This window comes from Caminibacter pacificus (assembly GCF_003752135.1).
Classification (GTDB): domain Bacteria; phylum Campylobacterota; class Campylobacteria; order Campylobacterales; family Nautiliaceae; genus Caminibacter; species Caminibacter pacificus.
The window spans coordinates 186,234-203,761 of sequence record NZ_RJVK01000003.1; the positions used below are offsets into that span (position 1 = coordinate 186,234).

Genomic DNA, 17,528 nt, shown 5'->3' on the forward strand with positions numbered 1-17,528 from the left:
GCTTATATTTTATTTAGAAGTGTAATTAGATAAGAAGGATTGACTATTACGCCATCAAGCCACATGGAAAAATGCAAATGAGGCCCCGTAACTCTGCCGGTTTGCCCGCTTAAGCCGACAATCTCGCCTTTTTTTACTTTTTGAGCTTTTTTTACGACTATTTTACTTAGATGATAATAACAGCTATACACTCCTCTTCCGTGAGAAACCACAACTGAATTACCGGCAAAATACCTCTTTTTTGCAAGCACTACTACTCCGTCATTCACCGCTTTTATAGGTGTACCTTTTTTAGCTTTGTAATCTATTCCGGTATGATAACTTCTCAACACTCCGTTAAACATCCTTGCATTTCCAAACGATGAAGTTACGGAAGATTTAATCGGCAAAACGAACTTATCGTGCCAATATATATGTTTATCGAAAGTATTGTAGATTTTCATCGCTTCTTTGTATTCGGATTTTATTCTTTTGATTAAGCTTTTAGGAGGAGAGACATGTTTTTTTGCTACTTTTAAAAACTCTTTTTTGTAATTTCCTTTTTTAACAACTAACTTTTTTGTATCAATTTCATTTTTAAAAACGGCTTTAATTTCATAAACACCGCTTTTTTGATAGTAACTGACGGGAATTAAAGTATAAAATTTATATTTTTTATTCGTAATTGTAGGGAAAAACTGATATTTTTTATTAAAAACTTTTATAAATTCAGGCTTTTGATTACTAAAAATCAAAACCGCTTCACCGTTTTTAACAACTGGATTGTAAATGAAAATTTCGGCAAATAAGAAAACTGGAATAAATAGAAGAAAAAGAAGGATTTTATAATCCTTTTTGTTTTTTGTATTCAAGCACCGCTTGATATACTTCGTCTTTTATATGAAGTTTTTCTTTTTTTAGTTTTTCAAGTTCAAGCTCTTCCATATGTTCTCTACCGGCTTCAACTTCGTCGATGATTTTATTAAGTTCCGCGTGTCTTTGGATTAGTTTATCGATATGAGGATTTTCTTTTGCAAGTTCTTCCATTACGGGGATTAATTCAGGGCAACATTCTTTAAACATTTCTTCTCCTTTTTTTCTTATTATATCAAAATATATCACACCTGGTAGAGTCTATGTCTTCATCTTCGTCGAATTCTTCGTAAAAATCGTCATATTCTTCATCCAAAACGTCTCTGTTTTCTTTAGGTTTGCACTCTTCGCACTCGATAACTTCATAATTTTCGTGATTTTTCAAAAACTCTTCAATCTCTTCAAAAAGATTAAAAGTAATATACAAAACATTATTATTAAATTCCACGTCCTCTTTTTTTCCTATTAACACATCGCATTCATCACTGTGAAGCTCGATTGTTTTTTCGTTATCATTGACTATAATTTCATACGCCATCTTTATCCTTTATACTCTTTTTATATCGATATGATACAATGTTTTATAATCGTTTTTGATATGAAATCTCAAATTATTAAAATGAAAACTTCTCCAATTCAAATTAACTCCGTGAGGTACTATAAAATCCCCTCTTTGACCTTCGATACTAACTACTTTTATCTCGCTTTTAGAAGGAACTTTTAGTAATTTCGAATATGTTAAAATCTCTTTTTTTCCGTTTATCTCAAGAGTAATTTTTGGTTTTTTGAGTCTGTTTAATTTATCGATATTATCAACTAAATAGTCGATTCCTCCATCAAGTTCGATATTATATATTTTAAAAAATTCTCTTAACATTACAAGATGAGTATGGATTTTATCGTGAATGGACGGCAATTGTTTTGACGCTTCGATACAAAACGCTTTTACGTCGTGTTTTAAGCACCATCCGGTTAACGCTTTTTTTTGTTCTTTATGAATAGTGCCGGTGAATGTTTTGGTGTTGATAATCGCAAGTTTTCGTTTTAAATATTTATTTGCGTTTTCTTGAACGAATTTCGCTTCTTTATATAACTCGAAATTTTTATACTTAAGCTCGTCAATCACTACGCTTTGTCCCCAAGCTCTTTTGTTTTCTATAGCAAATCCGAATCCGTCATGCATAGAGATTACTACATCGGGTTTATAGCTTAAAATCGCCTCTTTTAAAAGCTCTACATAATGATAATCGGGATCGTTTTTTGAAATTGATTCGAATTTTCGGTTCATATCTCCGTTATAACCTCTGACATCGGCTAAAATTGAAGTGAAATTACTTCTTGGGATTATTAACATTTCACCTTTTTTCAAATCGGTATCCACAAGCATATTGGCAGCTTTATATGCACCTATTTCGTTTCCGTGAATACCACCTATAATCAATACTCTGCCGCCTTTTTGTTTGCCTTTTTTTTCGTAGTATTCAAAAGGCTTCTTAGGCAGCTCGATATACAATCTACTGTCGTTTTTAGCAAACAACGGCGTACCGACACTTAAAAGTGTCGCAGTCTTTAAAAAATTTCTCCTATTCAAAAAAACCCTTTTTTCTATAATTATACACCATTTTTTAATAATTTTTTCTTATATTAAGCATAATTTAAACTTATTAATGTAAACTTCGGCTCAAAAAAAAGGAGCCCAAATGAAACAAATGGTACTTCAAGAAAAATACCCTGTATTCGTACTTGATATCGATAAAAACGAAACTCACTACAAAAGCGCACAAGAAATTATCGAATATTTCAAAGAAAAAATCAATGCTCATCCGGTAGCTACTTATATCGGAGAATTCGACCACTTCACTCACACTAAAAATTTACCTGAAGGCGAAATCGCACCTGAAATCAAAGATTGTAAAATAGTAATGTTTTGTTTTGGAAACAAACTTCCAAACGGAAAAATCTCAGCTGTAAGACCAAGAAGCATCGGTGTTACTGAATTCGAAGACAAATTCGAAATAGCATTTTTAGAAGCTCCGGCTTTAATCGCAAACGAAGTAATGGAAAGCTGGGTAAAAGAGCTAAAAAACAACCTTTAAAAAATTATGACCGCGGGTTTTTCCGCTTTTTATCCTAGTACTTATTAAACTGAATTACCGTTTTCCAAATTAAAAGGCTTTGTTCTTTTAATAAAGACAGTATTTTGCTTTTCATTCTTTTAAAAGAAACCCCTAAATTCTTTTTCCAAAATATCACTTACAAACTTTTCATCTAAAACAATCATCAAAATTAAAAATAACAAACTTTTATTTTCATCCATTCTACTATCTTCATAAAAAGCAATTTTAATGTCTTTCACAATAGTTATAAACAATAATTTTAAATTTTTTTCATCTTTTTGATTACAAAATAAACACACTTATTGAGAATAATATAATCACTTGAATCATTTAATTTACATTTAATGATGAATGATGTATAATATAAATTAAAAAAGGAGGGCTCAATGAAAAGGTTGTTATTAATAGCAGCTATTGCCGCTTTAGGGTTTGCAAAAGACGTATTACCACAAAACTTCGGACAATGTGTAGGAATTAGTTATTTCACTCCTCAAAACGCTCCGATACCTCTAAAAGACAACTATTTAGATATTAAAAAGTACGACTGCAACAACGACATTATCTATATCGGAATAGAAGATCAAATCCCTGGGATTCTAAAACTAAACGTAAACAACAATACAAAAGATTTCTTATTGGAACACTTTAAAATCAACGGTTACCAAGCAGCAGTTTATATCGATAAAGGTCTAAAAAAAGGAGTTATCGCAGTAAAACTAAACAATAAATACGCCCTAAAATTACTGTTTAACGGAACGGATTACAAAAAATACGTCTCTTATCTAAAAACACTAAACCTAAATGCTATAAAAGAGAAAATTTAATTTTTCTCTTTTATTTGAAATGTAAAAAGCCTTTTATTTCCGTACATCACATCAAAAATCACATTTTTAAAATAAAAACTTCTCCAATTCAAATCTATTCCTCTTGGCTTCAAATAAACTCCCCCAGGTAAATTAAGAACTTTTATTTTAGTGGCCGGTTTTAAAACAAGAGTAATTTTTTTGCTAACCTCAACATATTTATTATTTATCAAAAGCTTAACTTTTACTTTCGGATATTTGATTTTTATATCTCTTTTCAGTTCATTTATATTCGAACTAATTTTGTAATATCTTAAAAAATTATTAATCATCTCAAGATGAGTTTTGATTCTTTCTTTTAAAGAAATATTCTTCGAAGCTTCCAAAGCAAAAGCTAAAATATAGTTTTTCAAACTCCAACCCGTCAATCCGTTTTTATTATAAGCTCCTTTTTTCGTAAATGTATGAGTATTTTTTATATCTATTTTATACCTTAAATGCTTATTGGATTCTTTTTTAACAAACTTAGCAATTTTCCTTAAATTAAAATCCCCATATCTATTCTCATCTATAATTATCGCTTGTCCCCAAGCATTTTTATTTCTTATTACAAAGCCGTATCCGTCATGTAACGATAAAAGAAGTTTCGGTTTAAACTTTAATATCAACCTCTCTATTTCTACAACAAAACGATAATCTTTATCTTTTGGATTTTTATTATCGAATTTTTTATTCATATCCCCGTTATATCCACGCACATTAGCCATTATCCCGATAGGATTGGCTCTTGGAATTACTAAAATTTCACCTTTATCTATTTTTAAATTTTTTAAATATTCGGCAGTTGTAAATCCACCCGTTTCATTTCCGTGAATCCCTCCGACAATAACAATCTTAGACCCTTTGCTATGTCCTTTTATATAAAAGTAATCTATTCTTTTTTGCGGCAATTCAATATACAACTTACCAAACAACCATGATAAAGAAAATATTAGTAATAAAAAAATTCTATTCATTGATAATCTTTTTTGAGAAATTATAGATTAAAAACTTAAACACAAAATAAACACGAAAAATTTTTTCAAAATACTACTTTTAATATATAATCACCCCACAAAAATAAATATCCTCCGTCTTTAAAAAACAAATACCATATAGAAACAATAAAATAAAACATTCCTATCGCTATTAACTCCCAAGCATAATTAATCTTTCCCATATAAAAAACCGTATATTTTTCAGGAAGTTTTTTAAATCCGTATTCTTTAAATGCTTTAACTCCCGTATATGCCATATGAAATCCTACCGGCAAAAAATAAAAGATTATTGTCAAAGTAAAAATCCCGTTTAAAATTAAGTTTATTCCTTTAGCTTTAAATAAAATATTTTCTTTCATTCTTCGCACTCTTTTATCGCTTTTTTGATTTTGTAATACAAAATAGCAGAAGCAATAAAATATAATATTATATATATTAATAACGATATTTGAGTCATTTCTTTAAAATCTTTGGTTATTGCACACCATATTCCGGCTAACACCATAGACACTATCATAAGAGGCAATAACGCATATGCTCTATCCATCCAAAAAAACTCTCTAAAAGAATCAATATATTTTATCTTTTCAATACATTCATCTTTTATATAATAAGTTTTCCCAAAACTAAAAATTTTATATCTGTTTTTGTCTATAAACGGCATAAACCACATCTCCATATTAAATTACAAAATCATTATATCAAGTAATTTTTTATAAAGCCAATATTAGCCCCTGACCCTATTGATATAACAAATTTTTTATTTTTCTTATAAAAATATTATTATATAAGCATATCATTATATAAATTTAATATATTTCAAAAATCTTTTTACTTGTTTTATACTCATCTCATCATTTTTTACAAACGGCCAATAATTTATAATAAAATTTGTTTTATTCTCACTTATTATATTTACTGGAAAAATTCTTTTTTTTGTCTTACAAAAAAATAATTTATATTTATTATTCTCGATATTAATATCTTTTTTCACAAAGAAATCTTTGCACTGTTTTTGTTTAAATTTCAAATATTGCATTGAATTAAATTTTTTACTTAATGTAATTTCAATATTTATATGAAATTTTTTATGAATATTTTTAAAATTTTTAGGCTTAATACTTACTATTTCAACTTTAAAAAAATTCTTATCTAAATTATTAAAATAATAAATCCATTTATTTTTGGGAAAATTTAATTTTATATGATATTCTTCTTTAATCATTTGCAAATATTTATCTGTTTTATTTTTATAATTAAAATATAAAGCAACTACTGAACCACTAATAAAATTTTTATAATTATTATTAAAAATAAATAACAATACGTTTATAAAAAACAATACTAATGCTATCTTAAATAAAAAAATAAAAAAATTCTTCATTACTTATACCTTAACGTTTTTATATCGGGAGTAACCTCTTTTCCAAAGGTACATGTATCATTGATTTGTTTATATAAATATTTTTTTCTAACTTTGTCATAACATTCATATCTTTTTATCAAATCTTTTATTGCACTACAATTTTTTTCTTCTTTTTGTTTACCAGAAAAATTATTTGAAGTGTTTTTTGCAAAATCAAAATAAACTTTTACTTTTTGATAAAATTCGTAAATACCCCAAGCTGTTCCAAGCCCAATAATAACATATTGTAAAAACTCCCCACTCGGATCCACGAAATTAACCGGATTATCCCCTACGTATCTGTAAAAGTTAAAGTCTCCTGAGGCAAAGCCTATCGGGTCTTCGCTTAAGAATCTCTGAATCGTTGGGTCATAATATCTCGCTCTATAGTAATACAGCTCTTCACTGTCGTATTCCCTACCGGTGTATGTGTATGGGTTGTTTGTTTCTTTTGTCTTTGTATGTTTAATTATTCTACCGTAATGGTTGTCGCATGTAAAGGTCTGACACTATTTAGTCTGTTTTTTCTATACTCTCTAATACAAAAACCCGAAAAGATAAAGAGGGATTTTATTTTTAAACCCTATTTCAATATCGTCACTGATAATAAAGCTGTTTTCAATCCCTTTTATCTGTTTAAAATCTTTGTTTTTACCTCCGATTTCAAACGTATAATCACCTACAATAAAATCTCCGTTTTTTGCCAAAACGATATTTTCATCAAAAAAACTTTTTTTGTTCAAAAAGTAACTTTTAACCTGATTTACAAAAAACGTTTCTCTTTCATTTCCTATATTTGAATTATCAGTAATAGCCCTTATGAGATTTGTATTGTTTAAATAAATTTTGTCCGGTTTTTGAAGTTTTGACGTGCCTCTTGATTTGAAATGAAGGTTTATTAAAATCTCACTTTTTTCCAAAAGATACAGATATTCAAGCAAAGAAGGCCTTGAAATCCCTGTTTTTTGGGATAACTCTTGAATATTCGGTGTAAAAGGAACAGATATAGCAAGCAGGTAAATGAGTCTTTTTAGTTTGTCTATATTTGCATACGAGATATTTGCGGTATACGGTAAGTCAACTTCAATAATGTAATTTAATATGTTTAAAAGCTTTTGTTTGTAAGAACTTATCCCTTCTAAAAAGAATGGATAGCCCCCGTATTCCAAATACTCCTTGAAATATTTAAGAGGCTTAATTTGTGAGCTGATAATTTTGGCTATTTCTAAATGATTATTTACTATTTCATCTATTGAATATTTATTAAATTTATAACCTTTAATCTCCAAAAACTCTCTAAAAGACAATACCGGTACTTTTATCTCATAAACCCGTCTGCTTAAATCCGCTTCTTTATAAATTTGAAGTAAAGATGAGCCTGAAACTATTACCTTTAAATTTGTCATATCATATATCGCTTTTAAATGGGATGCAATGTCTTTGTATTTATGAATTTCGTCAATAAAAAGATATTCGCCCCCGTACTGCTCGAACTTTTTGGCAAACTCATAAAGATTAACGATAGAAAAATAAGGATTGTCAACAGAAATATAAAGAGCGTTGTCGCTGTTTATTTCTTTTAATTTTTGAAGAAGAATAGTAGTCTTTCCGACACCTCTTTGACCAAGTAGTGCCGTTAATTTGTTATTTTCAATATCCACTAAATCATAAACACTTCTTTTAAATTCCAAATCTAATTTGTTTATCAGCTCAAACTGTTCGTTGAAAAACTTTGTAAAATCCATTTATTACCTTTTAGTTAAAAATGTTAAATATATTTTACACTTTTACTTGTGTTTTGTCAATCCTATAATCAATAATGAACCTTGATACAATAAATAGGACATATAGTAAAAAATATTCAAAATAAGTAATTTTCTCACCTTAAAAAAAGAGAACATTCATTTGCAATCTTTTTAAACCTTTCAACCTCTTTCATTCCAACTGACAAAGACAAATCATATTGCTCGTTTTGCAAAAAATTTATAAAATCCTCTTCATTTTCAATCAGTTTTTTTTTAAAATTTTAGGAGGTTTTTCTATTTCAACTAATTTCAAAATTTGCTAACTCTACTAACTTTATTATCTACAACAACTTTCATCCTATCATAACTTTGTAATACTCCTAATAAATCACACCAATACTCGATTGATATTCTATAGAAGTTACTTTTAATCACTCTCTAAAGGATAGTCATAGAAAAAATTTTTATTTATATTTTTTCTATCAAATTTTAATTTTTTATATATCTTTAAATATTCATTTAAACTTTCTTCCTTGTTTAAAATTTTTAATATATCAATAATGAACCCAAATAAATATTTTTTTAAATAGTTTTTTTCATCTTTATTAAGTTTTTTATCACTCTCTATCATTAATAAAGCTCTCTGTAAAGTGTATAAAGAACTTTCAAATTCTTTTAAAAAAAACTCACTTATTCCTTTATAAATATAAAGTGAATAATCCTTATCATTATACTTTTCCGCTTTAACAAAATTTTCATATGCACACAAAAAATCTTTTTTTATTAAACATTTTTTTGCTTTAAAATAATTATAAATATATAAACTTTTACTCATTACAAAATTCAACATAATACTCTTTTATCTTTTTATTTTTACTGTCTTTATAAAAACTATTCTGACAAATATCACGTTTTATAGAAAAGCCGATAATATAAAACATCTCTTTCATAGTCGATATACTAAAAGGATTATATTTTCGATTAATTATTTCTTTCGACATTGCCAATTTAAAATCACATAATTGATTCGTTTTTGAACTCAAATTATTTTCGTGCAACTTTTTTAAAATCAAACATTCGGTAATAGAACTAAGAGCATTAAATCTAACAGACTGATAAATAGAAAAAGAAACAAGCAAATAAATAAAAACAATAAAAATTACAAATACAAAAAACTTATTTACACGTTTCATTTTTATCTCCTTGTTTCCAACATTTTACATTATCAAACATACATTCTCCATACATCTCTGTTACAGCTTGCATACAAATATACATACCAAATCCTGCATTTTTTATACAAAAATTTCTCCCTCTCTTTAAAATAAAATCACAATTCATATCACCATTCATTTTACATAATCCCAAAGCATTACTGACTGCATTTTTAATACTATCTGCAACTTTCCCACTCGGATCCGTAAAATTAACCGGATTATCCCCTACGTATCTGTAAAAGTTAAAATCCCCACTCGCAAAGCCTATCGGGTCTTCTGAGATGAATCTTTGAATCGTAGGGTCATAGTATCTTGCAATTTAATTATATATTACATGCCTGAATTATGCCAAACAAGTTTAATATTTTTTATATCACATCCGGTTATAATTATTATTCCATCAAGGTAATCAATATCTTTCTTTAATAAATAAAATCTTAAACTGAATTTATCTCCTTTATATGAAAAACTCGGCCCCTTAAAAAGAATCTTTTTATTTTTATAAATTCCATATACTTTAATTGGACATTTATTGAAATAATCATAAATTTTATTACTTTCTGCTGAATCTACAAAATCTTGGAAATTATATATTTTAATTAAATTTCTTATATTACTTTTTGAAATATCAATTTCTAAGTTTGCATTAGGATTTATTACTGTTAATTTTTTTTCCCATACAAAAGGTTTTGTTTTTTTTATTGTAATATAATTGGGTGTTAATATTATAGAAGCCCCTAAAAACAATATTTTAAAAAATTCTGTCAAATCTAAAAAAATATTTTTCAAAACACTATTTTCCCTTATCATTTATCACAAAATAATTTAAATAAATTTTAAAACTTTCTTTTTAGATGCAATATTATCGCTTTCAAAATAATATCTCTTGCATACGACTGACAATTTCTTGCCCCAAATGTATACATAACTGTACCTGGATAAGCTAAAACATTATATTTTGGTTCCCCTTCTTCCTTTATTGCTTGGTAAACATCATTATCATATTCATCAGATAAAACAACTACACAACTATCTCTATTTGATAACTCACCAGAACTATCACCAATTTCAACACGTCCTTGGGACCATATCATATCTAAAAATGAATTTCCACCTGCTTGAAAGCTAAATATTTTATTATTTACTACTAAATATTGATGACTTATTGGATTGTATATACTTCTATCTGGACCTTTCTTATCTCCTAATTTTCTAGAACAAAGCTTTGTCCATAATCCCCACGGGTCCACAAAATTAACCGGATTATCCCCTACGTATCTGTAAAAGTTAAAATCCCCACTCGCAAAGCCTATTGGGTCTTCGCTTAGGAATCTTTGAATCGTAGGGTCATAGTATCTGGCTCTATAGTAATAGTTCTTCTGTGTCGTATTCTCTCCCGATGTATGTGTATGGGTTTTGAGTATCTTTTGTTTTTGTGTGTTTGATTATTCTACCGTAATGGTTGTCGTATGTAAAGGTCTGACACTATTTATTGTAATAAAACTTTTATTTTTATTAATTTTTTTTATTATTAAATCTTTTTTGCGTCAACATCAACAAAAGACAAGCAATGAAAAAATCAACGATAAACATAATAAAAAATGCAAAAACACCGCTAATTAAAACACTGAAATTTAAATTTAAAAACATTCCGAAAAGAAAAAAAATAATAATGGGAAAAAACATATAATGACAAACCAAAATTATTAATAGCAATATTCTATTTATCTTTATATATCTATCCCCAAGATATACTATGTTCTTGCTAATGCTTCCAAACCATAAAAATTTAATAATTTTCAATATATATTTTATATATTCTAACATTGTCATATTAATATCCCAATATAATTTTTCTTGCAAATAAATTTATATCATGATTTTTATATGATATAACTTTATTTAAATTATCATTTGAAATTATAATAATATGAAAACCTTTATAATTTTTCTCATTTTTAAACATAATAAATAAGCAATCTTTTAATTTTACACTAATATTCAACACAACTATCCCCTAATAACTCTTGTAAACTCTAAACTTTAACATCATACAACATAATCGATACTAATTGTAATATCTTCAGGAAAATCATCAATTAATAAAATTACATTTTTATTATTATCTATCAAATAAAAACTTTCTATTAAATTTTCAGATATAAAACTATAAAAGTTCTCTTTTAGTTTTTTTGATACAAACACAAGATATTTATTGTTTTCAATGTTAATTATTTCTCTAAATTCAGATAAATTTGTTATCTCTCCCACAATATAAATATAAAAACTCTCTCTCATTATTTTATCAACAAAAGTCACTAACTTTTTTACATTACCAATATATACCCCATCAATTCTATTTGGTGGTATATAATTTTCAATATTTAAACAAATTTTTATGATTTCATTTGTATCTTTCATTGTTTTTGACCTTTTTTCGGATATTTTCCATATTTTAACGGATACTTTGGTCCATATGGAATTCTTATAGGTGGTGTATTTTTGCCTGTAAGTTTATGAGTTTGAAACTGAATATGTTTCCTCCAAGCAGGATTTTTTTTAGTTCCAAAATTATGGTGAGCATTATGAAAAAAACCACTTTTTGGTCTTGTATCTTTTAAAAACTTAGGTCCTATCAAATACATCCCGAATTCATTCATCGGTGTCATTCCACTATATACATCATTTTCAGTTTCAGGTGCGTTTAAATAACTATCCATAAATACTAACACTATCGGAATAACTATTACAGGATTCTCCCCACTCGGATCCGTAAAATTAACCGGATTGTCACCTATGTATCTGTAAAAGTTAAAATTAACTGAAAATTATTATCTTCTTATAAACAAACCAAATTCGTTAGCTTTTTTTTTATATTTAATCAGTTTTTCTTCACTATTAATATAAATTGGTAATACCATATCATAACCATAGCTAATAAATATATCTATGTTATCAAAATATATAATTCCACTAATTGCTTCCCTCAAAAATCCTTTAATAAAAAAATTAAAAAGAATTTCATCATTTATATGATATATATTTGAATTAAAAAAGTTTTTATATAAATTTAATATAATATATTTATCTATTTGGTCCATCCTGTTAATCTTATCTAAACAAATTTCGATATCAGAAAAATCTGTTCCTAAATCAAAAAGTTTAGCTTGGGATGAATTCTTTTTAAAAATAATTTGTAAAAATTTAATATATTTATTTTCTTCTTTTAATCTACAAAACTCATTATCAATAATTTTTAATTTAATATCTTCTTCTTCTTCTAAAGTTTCAGGAAATTGATCCAATAAATACATTTTATATTTTTTATTTTTAAAAAATAATTCATTATCATAAACTTTTAATTTTGCATCTGTAAATGAAAAATCTGGTTTTAAATTTGGAATTTCACAATTTTTTTTAATCTGCAATTCTATTTCCATTTTCATCATAAGACCCTTCTCTTTTTTTACCTTTCCTCCACTCTCTTTCATTTTTCCACCTTTTCCATTTTCTACCTCCATGCCCAGCTAAGTCTTTTTCCCAAACCGATCCATCTTTCGGGTTCTTAAATCCAGGTCTCTTTTGATTTCCTTTTTTTAATCTTGGCCATTTTGTCGGATCAAATTCTTCCGAATAACAAACACCTATACCTATTTCATCATCTGCATGAAAATACTCATAAATACCATATCCGGCTATTGCAAGAGTTGTAGCACCTAATACTGCCCACCCGACAGGATTAGTATACAATAATGGATCACCATATATGAGTGCTGCAAACTCCCCACTCGGATCCGTAAAATTAACCGGATTATCCCCTGCATATAACTAAAATTCTTCTTTTTATTATACTTTATGTAAATATCTCATTTACATCTCACAAAGCTACAAAGATATGTATTAATTATTTCAAATAAATATTTTATCCACAAAAACAAACATCCCTCATCTTTAAAATATAAAAACCAAACAGCAATAATTAATATTATCATACCTACTAAAAAATTGACAAAAACGTTTTTCTTATTCATATTGTTTAAAAAATATACTACATTTTTACACATTTTATTTGCCCCGAACATAAGCAAATAAATCATCATAAAAACTAAAAAAAGATTTATTATTTTCTCATAAGTTTCCATATTGATTATTAAAACTATAAAATGTCTATCCAAAAATAAGATGTTTTAAATAATCTATCCACAATAACAATAAACCACCTTTAAAATAAAACAAAATATATATCGTCCCACTTATCATAACAATACCCATAAATAATATTTCTATAAATAAATACTTAACCCCCTCTCCTTTAAAAAGATAATCTTTTGAAGTAAATTTAAATAATCCGTATTCCTTAAAAGCATCATAAGCTTTACATAAAATATATATTCCCACAGGTATTCCTATAAAAACACATGCAAATGTAAATATCCCATTTATTATTAAATTAATGATATCCAATGAATATAATATATTATTGGTTTGCAACCACTCCTCCTATTACTGATCCTATTGCTGTTCCTTCTTTTTCATAATGAGATGGAGGTACCTTTTTAAACTCATATTTCATTATATCAACAGGTCTATACAACATACCACCAATTCTTCCTCCACTATATCCAATACTTCCACCAATGCCACCTAATACACCGCTTCTCCATAATTGATTAAAATCAAACCCATTAAAACACGGATTATCCAATTGCTGATATCCATTATTAATCATATTTGCAACTGAACCAAAGAAAAATGCTTTTATAAATGTACTTCCATATCCTCCCAATGCTCCTGTAGCTGTAGCAACTAAAAGTCGTTTAATGCTTCTTTCATTAAATCCTAATATTCCTTGCTTATATTGATTATACACTTCATATCCCAAACCAATTATGGCACCAATTAAATTTGCAATCCACTCCCCACTCGGATCCGTAAAATTAACCGGATTGTCACCTACGTATCTGTAAAAGTTAAAATCTCCTGAGGTAAAGCCTATCGGGTCCTCGCTTATGAATCTTTGAATCGTAGGGTCATAGTATCTCGCTCTATAGTAATACAGCTCTTCCTTATCATATTCCCTTCCGGTGTATGTGTATGGGTTGTTTGTTTCTTTTGTCTTTGTATGTTTAATTATTCTACCGTAATGGTTGTCGTATGTAAAGGTTTCAACTACGTTACCGTCTTGGTCCGTTAGGGCAAGTATGCTTCCCTGGTGGTCTCTATGGTAATAGTATGTTCCTTCACTTGTTGTTATGCTTAATGGTGTGTCTATGCCGTCATAGTGGGTTATGTATGCTTTTTCGTTTTTGTTACTGTCAAGTACGGCTATTATGTCGTTTTCATTATAGACATAATACTCTTTTTGGCCGTTTGTTGTTTTTGATATTCTTCTGCCTAAAGGGTCGTATTCGTATGTTATGAGGGTGATTGTGTTATTGTTTTCGTCTTGTTTTTCATATTTTATCAGTCTGTTTCTTGTGTCAAACGTATAATATGATGTGGTTTTGTTAATTTTATCCTGTTTGGTTTTGATATTGCCTGATGAGTCGTATGTTATATCGTATTTGTCGTTTGATAAGAGACGATTCGTTTTGGTATCGTATTTTGCATTGTCATTTAATATATTCCCCGCTTTGTCATAATCAAACGTATCGTTTGAAGCTTTTATAAGTTTGCCTTCCAAGTCATAACTGTAAGCGATATCGTTTTTTGAAATTATAAAAGAGCTTTTGTCATACGTATAGTTTAGATTGATATCGGCTGTTTTTAGGTTTATTAGATTATAGATTGAGTTATACGAATACTGCTCTTTCGTATTGTTAGGATATATTGTCTCTTTTAATATTCCGTTAGGGTCATATGCAAAAGAAATATCGTCTATTTGACTCGGAAGTCCTAAAGAATCTCTTTTTATTAATGTAGTATGATTATTGAACGTTATTGATGTAAGATATGAATCTTTGTCGTATGTTTTTGATACTTCTATGCCGTTTTGAAGCTCTTTTATTATTCTTGAAGCTTTGTCGTATGTAAACTCAACCGTTGAGATGTTGTTTTGAAGTTTGGTGACTCTGCCGTTTAGGTCATACGTAAACGTTACACTCTGGCCGTTAATATCCTCTTTTGTTATCTCTTTTGCTTTGTCGTAAGTATATGAAACCGTTTTGCCGTCATATCTTTCTATACGGTTTATCGTATTGTCTTTGTTGTAATAGTACGTAGTGATTGTACTATCTGGTCTTGTGATTGTGGCAACTCTTCCGTAATTATCATACGTATACGTCGTAGTATTGCTTATCGGGTCTGTTATACTTAAAAGTCTTGAAGCTTTGTCATACGAATATGTAACTCTGTTTCCGAACGTATTCGTGCTTGTAAGTATATTGTCCATATCATCATACTGATATGCAACTCCTCTGCCCTCTCCATCCGTTGTCTTGATTACTCTTCCTAAATCATCATATTCTATCGTTTGAGTATTCCCCAACGCATCCGTTATACTAACGGGCAGATTGAATTCATTGTATGCAATTTGTGTTTTGTTTCCGAGACTGTCCGTTATTTCTACTACATTACCTCTCTCGTCGTATTTGAACGTCTTTACGTTGCCTTTCGGGTCGGTGATTTTTATCGGGTTGTAGTGAGAATCGTATTCAATACTTACCACCCTACCTTCGGCAGATGTGATTTTTACCGGATAGTTCGTCTCACCTAAATATTCGTATTTGGTAACATTACCCAGTTCATCCGTTTTTTCTATTACTCTTCCTAATGAATCTTTCGTATATGTGACTTTTGAACCATCTGGTTTTATATATCCTATAAATCTATAATTATCGTCATATAATATTTGAGTCACTCTACCAAGAGGATCTGTTTTTTTAGTAATAAGTCCGGCATCGTTCCATTCGGCTTTATACACGCTTCCTACCGAATCGGTCTTTTGAGCCGTATTGCCGTTAAAAGAATATGTATATACGTTCTCACCCTCACTATAAGTTCTGACTTTCGACCCGTTATACGTAACTTTTATTACAGGTATTCCCTCAGGGTCGGTTTCGCTCGTAAGCTGTGAATAAACCTCGCTATCGGCATACGGAGAGTAGTCTTGGTACGTATATTCCGTAGTACCGCCTAAAGGATTGGTTACCGCTACTAAATTTCCTTTGTCGTCATATTCATAACTCCAACTACGACCCGTTTTATCAAACACTCTTTTTACAAATCCGTTATCGTCATATTCGAAATTCAACTCTTGAGATAAAGTATATACTTTTAACAAATATCCGTTGTCATCATATTCATAACTTATTTCATTCCCGTTTTTATCCACTATTTTTAAAATCTTCCCGCAATCTTTTGAAAAAATGTATTTAGTGTTCGTAGGAGTTATTAAAACTATGTCGTTTTTTAATTTATTGTATTTATTATCAGTATATACAAGAGGCTCAATTTTATACCCCTCAAGTCCCGGAGGTAATATCACTTTCGTAACATCACCCGTAGTTGTTACCGTACCGTTATCATCAACCGTTATATTTCCATCAGTTTTTGCTATATACCTAAGACCGTTGGGAAGTCTTAATAAAATTTTGTTTTGTCTTATACTCGTATTGTCTTCATCATAATCCACATAAAAAACGGCTCCTATCTCGAAATTGCTTATCCACCCTTTCCCGAACATCCCGGCTCTGGGTTCTTGAGAAGAATAGTCTCTCTCAACATATAAAGAAGGCTTGCCTTGCAATGTAATATCAACTCTTTTTATTATTAAATGTCCGGTCTTCATATATACCGGTGAAAAAGTCCTATTACAAGAGCCCCCCTTACATCCGTCTTTTTCATCACACTCACCAGGGTCTTCGTTAGGAAATACAGGTGATGCGATATCTTCATGAGTAGACCAAGAATAATTATACCCGTAACTGAAATTCCCTATCACTAACAATAAATATATTAATAACCCGATAATTCTCATTATTTACCTCCGCGATATGAATCTATTTGATTATGTACGTTTTCGATTTCATTTTGTAAATCATCAATCATCTCTACGATATCAGGATTATTTCGGTAGTATTCATCACACTCTCTTTTATGTTTCGTATAGTATAGTGCGGCTTCGGATTCGGAGATATTGTATGATTTATATAATTTCTGTTGCTTGAGATAATATTTTTTATTTAATAAATCCAATTCTTTTGAAGTACATTTTCTCTCCAAACATTTCAAATAATCTTTTGACCCCTGTAACGAAATTTCTAACGATTTAATTTGTAATTCAAAAAATTTCTTAGGACTCATGCCGAACAAAAATATAAAACTAAAAAATAAAAATACTATTTTTTTCAT

At 28.7% G+C, this 17,528-nt stretch carries 24 protein-coding genes; 2 read left to right on the top strand and 22 right to left on the bottom strand.

The window, feature by feature from the left end:
* Positions 1 to 2: 2 nt before the first annotated feature.
* Genes pgp3 through EDC58_RS07270 form a run of 4 tightly spaced genes read right to left on the bottom strand, consistent with a single transcriptional unit; the run spans position 3 to position 2,443 of the window.
* Positions 3 to 851: a peptidoglycan metallopeptidase Pgp3 gene (gene pgp3, locus EDC58_RS07255; RefSeq protein WP_123352854.1), complete on the bottom strand. Its 849-nt coding sequence runs from the start codon at positions 849 to 851 to the stop codon at positions 3 to 5.
* Positions 823 to 1,062, bottom strand: coding sequence for an HP1242/YdcH family protein (locus tag EDC58_RS07260; RefSeq protein ID WP_123352855.1), 240 nt, complete (start codon positions 1,060 to 1,062; stop codon positions 823 to 825). The genes pgp3 and EDC58_RS07260 overlap by 29 nt, the downstream gene beginning before the upstream one ends.
* 25 nt (positions 1,063 to 1,087) lie before the next feature.
* Entirely contained in the window at positions 1,088 to 1,390 is a 303-nt protein-coding gene (locus tag EDC58_RS07265) for a hypothetical protein (protein WP_123352856.1), read from the bottom strand.
* Positions 1,391 to 1,399: 9 nt separating this feature from the next.
* Positions 1,400 to 2,443, bottom strand: a complete 1,044-nt coding sequence (locus EDC58_RS07270) for a M99 family carboxypeptidase catalytic domain-containing protein (RefSeq protein WP_123352857.1) — start codon at positions 2,441 to 2,443, stop codon at positions 1,400 to 1,402.
* A gap of 109 nt (positions 2,444 to 2,552) precedes the next feature.
* Between EDC58_RS07270 and EDC58_RS07275 the strand changes: the two genes are divergently transcribed.
* Both EDC58_RS07275 and EDC58_RS07280 read left to right on the top strand, forming a co-directional pair.
* Positions 2,553 to 2,948: a DUF6858 family protein gene (locus tag EDC58_RS07275; protein WP_123352858.1), complete on the top strand. Its 396-nt coding sequence runs from the start codon at positions 2,553 to 2,555 to the stop codon at positions 2,946 to 2,948.
* Positions 2,949 to 3,355: 407 nt separating this feature from the next.
* Entirely contained in the window at positions 3,356 to 3,793 is a 438-nt protein-coding gene (locus EDC58_RS07280) for a hypothetical protein (RefSeq protein ID WP_123352859.1), read from the top strand.
* On the opposite strand, the gene EDC58_RS07285 is transcribed toward EDC58_RS07280, so the two are convergent.
* From EDC58_RS07285 to EDC58_RS07380, 18 genes are all read right to left on the bottom strand, one after another.
* Entirely contained in the window at positions 3,790 to 4,788 is a 999-nt protein-coding gene (locus tag EDC58_RS07285) for a M99 family carboxypeptidase catalytic domain-containing protein (protein ID WP_123352860.1), read from the bottom strand. The genes EDC58_RS07280 and EDC58_RS07285 overlap by 4 nt on opposite strands.
* 65 nt (positions 4,789 to 4,853) lie before the next feature.
* Positions 4,854 to 5,168, bottom strand: coding sequence for a hypothetical protein (locus EDC58_RS07290; protein WP_123352861.1), 315 nt, complete (start codon positions 5,166 to 5,168; stop codon positions 4,854 to 4,856).
* Positions 5,165 to 5,473 carry a hypothetical protein gene (locus EDC58_RS07295; protein ID WP_123352862.1) on the bottom strand — a complete coding sequence of 103 codons (309 nt, stop codon included), beginning with the start codon at positions 5,471 to 5,473 and terminating at the stop codon, positions 5,165 to 5,167. The genes EDC58_RS07290 and EDC58_RS07295 overlap by 4 nt, the downstream gene beginning before the upstream one ends.
* 135 nt (positions 5,474 to 5,608) lie before the next feature.
* Positions 5,609 to 6,193 carry a hypothetical protein gene (locus EDC58_RS07300; RefSeq protein WP_123352863.1) on the bottom strand — a complete coding sequence of 195 codons (585 nt, stop codon included), beginning with the start codon at positions 6,191 to 6,193 and terminating at the stop codon, positions 5,609 to 5,611.
* Complete coding sequence (locus EDC58_RS10315; protein WP_123352864.1) at positions 6,193 to 6,687, bottom strand: RHS repeat-associated core domain-containing protein; 495 nt, start codon at positions 6,685 to 6,687, stop codon at positions 6,193 to 6,195. Before EDC58_RS10315 ends, EDC58_RS07300 begins: the two co-directional genes overlap by 1 nt.
* 63 nt (positions 6,688 to 6,750) lie before the next feature.
* The gene (locus EDC58_RS07310; protein ID WP_123352865.1) at positions 6,751 to 7,959 is read right to left on the bottom strand and encodes an ATP-binding protein; all 1,209 of its coding nucleotides are present in this window, start codon (positions 7,957 to 7,959) and stop codon (positions 6,751 to 6,753) included.
* A 427-nt stretch (positions 7,960 to 8,386) separates the two neighbouring features.
* Positions 8,387 to 8,809: a hypothetical protein gene (locus EDC58_RS07315; protein WP_123352866.1), complete on the bottom strand. Its 423-nt coding sequence runs from the start codon at positions 8,807 to 8,809 to the stop codon at positions 8,387 to 8,389.
* Positions 8,787 to 9,152, bottom strand: a complete 366-nt coding sequence (locus tag EDC58_RS07320) for a hypothetical protein (protein WP_123352867.1) — start codon at positions 9,150 to 9,152, stop codon at positions 8,787 to 8,789. Before EDC58_RS07320 ends, EDC58_RS07315 begins: the two co-directional genes overlap by 23 nt.
* A complete protein-coding gene (locus tag EDC58_RS10410; protein WP_123352907.1) occupies positions 9,136 to 9,495 on the bottom strand; it encodes an RHS repeat-associated core domain-containing protein in 360 nt (119 codons plus the stop codon). The genes EDC58_RS07320 and EDC58_RS10410 overlap by 17 nt, the downstream gene beginning before the upstream one ends.
* Before the next feature lie 11 nt (positions 9,496 to 9,506).
* Entirely contained in the window at positions 9,507 to 9,965 is a 459-nt protein-coding gene (locus EDC58_RS07330) for a hypothetical protein (protein ID WP_123352868.1), read from the bottom strand.
* Positions 9,966 to 10,012: 47 nt separating this feature from the next.
* Positions 10,013 to 10,600: an RHS repeat-associated core domain-containing protein gene (locus EDC58_RS07335; RefSeq protein WP_123352869.1), complete on the bottom strand. Its 588-nt coding sequence runs from the start codon at positions 10,598 to 10,600 to the stop codon at positions 10,013 to 10,015.
* Between the two features lie 625 nt (positions 10,601 to 11,225).
* Positions 11,226 to 11,597, bottom strand: a complete 372-nt coding sequence (locus EDC58_RS07345) for a hypothetical protein (RefSeq protein ID WP_123352871.1) — start codon at positions 11,595 to 11,597, stop codon at positions 11,226 to 11,228.
* The gene (locus EDC58_RS07350; protein ID WP_136779821.1) at positions 11,594 to 11,896 is read right to left on the bottom strand and encodes a hypothetical protein; all 303 of its coding nucleotides are present in this window, start codon (positions 11,894 to 11,896) and stop codon (positions 11,594 to 11,596) included. Before EDC58_RS07350 ends, EDC58_RS07345 begins: the two co-directional genes overlap by 4 nt.
* Positions 11,897 to 12,007: 111 nt before the next feature.
* The gene (locus EDC58_RS07355; RefSeq protein WP_170151129.1) at positions 12,008 to 12,667 is read right to left on the bottom strand and encodes a hypothetical protein; all 660 of its coding nucleotides are present in this window, start codon (positions 12,665 to 12,667) and stop codon (positions 12,008 to 12,010) included.
* Positions 12,594 to 12,926, bottom strand: coding sequence for a toxin C-terminal domain-containing protein (locus tag EDC58_RS07360; protein WP_123352874.1), 333 nt, complete (start codon positions 12,924 to 12,926; stop codon positions 12,594 to 12,596). The genes EDC58_RS07355 and EDC58_RS07360 overlap by 74 nt, the downstream gene beginning before the upstream one ends.
* 417 nt (positions 12,927 to 13,343) lie before the next feature.
* Complete coding sequence (locus EDC58_RS07370; protein ID WP_123352876.1) at positions 13,344 to 13,667, bottom strand: hypothetical protein; 324 nt, start codon at positions 13,665 to 13,667, stop codon at positions 13,344 to 13,346.
* Positions 13,654 to 17,154, bottom strand: a complete 3,501-nt coding sequence (locus EDC58_RS07375) for an RHS repeat-associated core domain-containing protein (protein ID WP_123352877.1) — start codon at positions 17,152 to 17,154, stop codon at positions 13,654 to 13,656. The genes EDC58_RS07370 and EDC58_RS07375 overlap by 14 nt, the downstream gene beginning before the upstream one ends.
* Entirely contained in the window at positions 17,154 to 17,528 is a 375-nt protein-coding gene (locus EDC58_RS07380) for a hypothetical protein (RefSeq protein ID WP_123352878.1), read from the bottom strand. Before EDC58_RS07380 ends, EDC58_RS07375 begins: the two co-directional genes overlap by 1 nt.